Here is a 2,157-nt window from a genome sequence, read left to right on the forward strand (position 1 = left end):
GTTAAAGAGATGATGAGGGTGAAAACAACTAAGAAAACATATTCGTTTTTCCAGCGGATGTGGAGAATATTAAAGTTTCAATATTATAAGTTGCTTCGATCGCCAGAAGGCGCAAAGAAAGTATCGTTAGGGTTTGCTATAGGATTCGGCTTAGAAATGTTAGTCATTTATACGGCATCGCTCGTATATGTAATATTTTATCCAATCGTCAGGTTAGCAAAGGGATCTTTTCCTGCGGCAGTTATTGGCAATATTATTGGGAAAATATCGTTTCTCCCAGTATTTTTATTTCCGCTTGCGTATGCGCTAGGAAAAATGATTTATCCATTTCATGTACAGAAAATTCATCATGAACCATTTACGATATCGGACTTGTTTTCAAGTCACATTTTTACGATATTAAAGAGCTTATTACAAAGTGAAGTGTATGTATTAATTGGAATGACGATTTTAGGAGTTGTGTTTGGTCTCATTTCATATTTCGTTGTGCATTATTTATACGAAAAGAACCGTAAGTTACGTTTGAAGAAAAGGAAGAAACGAGTGAGAGAACCACTTGTACAATTATAAACAATGTCACATTCATTTTCTCCTTTGAATATGTTTAAGAAAAAGGAGGAGAGGATAATGTATTATTATTACGTGCCTCAAGTATATCCATATGTAAATTATTATCCGGTTTATGATACGAGTAGACAATACGAATTATATCGGCAACAACAATTACAGCAATTATCACAAATACCACAATTACCAACACAACAGCCTACACAGGAAAAAAAACCATATTTAACAACATGGCCATATTCCAATGTATACTATGGTAATTATTACGAATCATAAAGCTGCTTCTATTTAGAAGCAGCTTTATACGTTTGTTTTCAAAATTAAATTTTGAATGGTTTGAAGAGAATGAATGAGCTTTTCGCGCTCTTCCTCAGATAATGTTTGGAAATTTTCTTTTAGTTTGTCTAAAATGAATTGCTGATACTGATTTACTAATAATTTCCCTTCAGCTGTTAGAGAAATTAAAATGACCCGTCGATCTTTTTCGCTATAATGACGCTCTATTAGTTCTTCTTGAATAAGTTTGTTTAATAGAGGTGTCATGTTAGGCCGTGAAATCGCTAGCCGCTTGCCGATTTCGGAAACTGCTAATGTGCCGTTTTCATGCAAAAGCAGTAATACTTGTGTATGTGATGGCGGCATATGTCTTTGAGAAGAAAATTCTCCAGGAAGCATAAATTTGCGATAAAAAAGAGGCACTAGCGAAAGAAGATGATCAACAATACGTTCCCACTCGCGTGATTCCATATAAAGGCCCCCTTCCACTATCATTGTAACAAAAAAGACATGTTATAAAAATAGAATTGTTTCATGGTCGCTTTAATATTTGTAGGATAACACTTGCTTTGTAAATGTGTTGGCAATAATTGCATAGCCGTTATCATTTGGGTGTACTTGGTCAAATAATAACTCTTTTTTATCATTCGATATTAATTTGCGAATTGGTAAAACGATAGATGGTTGATTTGCTTTGGAAATGGAATAAACAGATTCATTCCAGCCATCTAAAAACATATCTGCATAACTTGCGATGGAGTCATCGAGTTGTAACGGGTTATAGAGTTCTGAGAGAATGAGTAAAGCGTCCGGATTTTGATCTCGAACTGTCTTTACAATACTTTTTATATCCGCTTCAAAATGGGCTTTTTCTTTATTTAACATTTTTATACCATCTATAACACCAACATCACGATTTAAACGAAATAAATTATTTCCTCCAATATTAATTGTAATTATATTTGCTGCTCTAATTTTTTCCTTTACATCTTCTGATTGAACTTTTTTAGCGAGACGATCTGTTGTAAGACCGTTTACCCCAAGGTTTTCTACTGTAATTGGTTTATGAATTTGTGCTTCTATTTGCTTAGAAGCTAATTCAGCAAATCCACCTTGTGTCGATCCATATCCTTTAGCGAGTGAATCACCTAATACAAGATGATAAAAAGATTCGTTTGTTTGCTTATCAATCCAATTTGGGGCAGATGTTTTTTCTGTTTTTTCTTCAGATTCATTTTGTTTTGTCTCGTCGTTCTTTTCAAAATAAGAATAAGAAATGATCAGAAGGAGGAGACAAACAATTGTTAAGATGAC

The 2,157-nt window shown here is 33.8% G+C and carries 4 protein-coding genes; 2 read left to right on the forward strand and 2 right to left on the reverse strand.

Going from position 1 to position 2,157, the window contains the following annotated elements; genetic code table 11:
* The first annotated feature begins 9 nt into the window (after window positions 1-9).
* Both ACQGS6_RS27070 and ACQGS6_RS27075 read left to right on the forward strand, forming a co-directional pair.
* Entirely contained in the window at window positions 10-570 is a 561-nt protein-coding gene (locus tag ACQGS6_RS27070) for a DUF2062 domain-containing protein (protein ID WP_002005691.1), read from the forward strand.
* 57 nt (window positions 571-627) lie between these two features.
* On the forward strand, window positions 628-843 hold the full coding sequence (locus ACQGS6_RS27075) for a hypothetical protein (protein ID WP_000291957.1): 216 nt from the start codon (window positions 628-630) through the stop codon (window positions 841-843).
* Window positions 844-867: 24 nt separating this feature from the next.
* Here ACQGS6_RS27075 and ACQGS6_RS27080 read toward each other — a convergent pair whose 3' ends face one another.
* Window positions 868-1,314: a MarR family winged helix-turn-helix transcriptional regulator gene (locus ACQGS6_RS27080; RefSeq protein WP_000445819.1), complete on the reverse strand. Its 447-nt coding sequence runs from the start codon at window positions 1,312-1,314 to the stop codon at window positions 868-870.
* A gap of 72 nt (window positions 1,315-1,386) precedes the next feature.
* Window positions 1,387-2,157, reverse strand: a 771-nt coding sequence (locus ACQGS6_RS27085) for a GDSL-type esterase/lipase family protein (protein ID WP_426965917.1), incomplete at its 5' end; no start/stop codon positions are given.

The organism is Bacillus sp. GMs2/2, from assembly GCF_050172095.1.
GTDB lineage: Bacteria > Bacillota > Bacilli > Bacillales > Bacillaceae_G > Bacillus_A > Bacillus_A cereus.

Excerpts from the sequence above, each read along its gene's own strand:
- ACQGS6_RS27070 (WP_002005691.1), top strand. The coding sequence starts at position 10 with ATGATGAGGGTGAAAACAACTAAGAAAACATATTCGTTTTTCCAGCGG.
- ACQGS6_RS27075 (WP_000291957.1), top strand. The coding sequence starts at position 628 with ATGTATTATTATTACGTGCCTCAAGTATATCCATATGTAAATTATTAT.
- ACQGS6_RS27080 (WP_000445819.1), bottom strand. The coding sequence starts at position 1,314 with ATGGAATCACGCGAGTGGGAACGTATTGTTGATCATCTTCTTTCGCTA.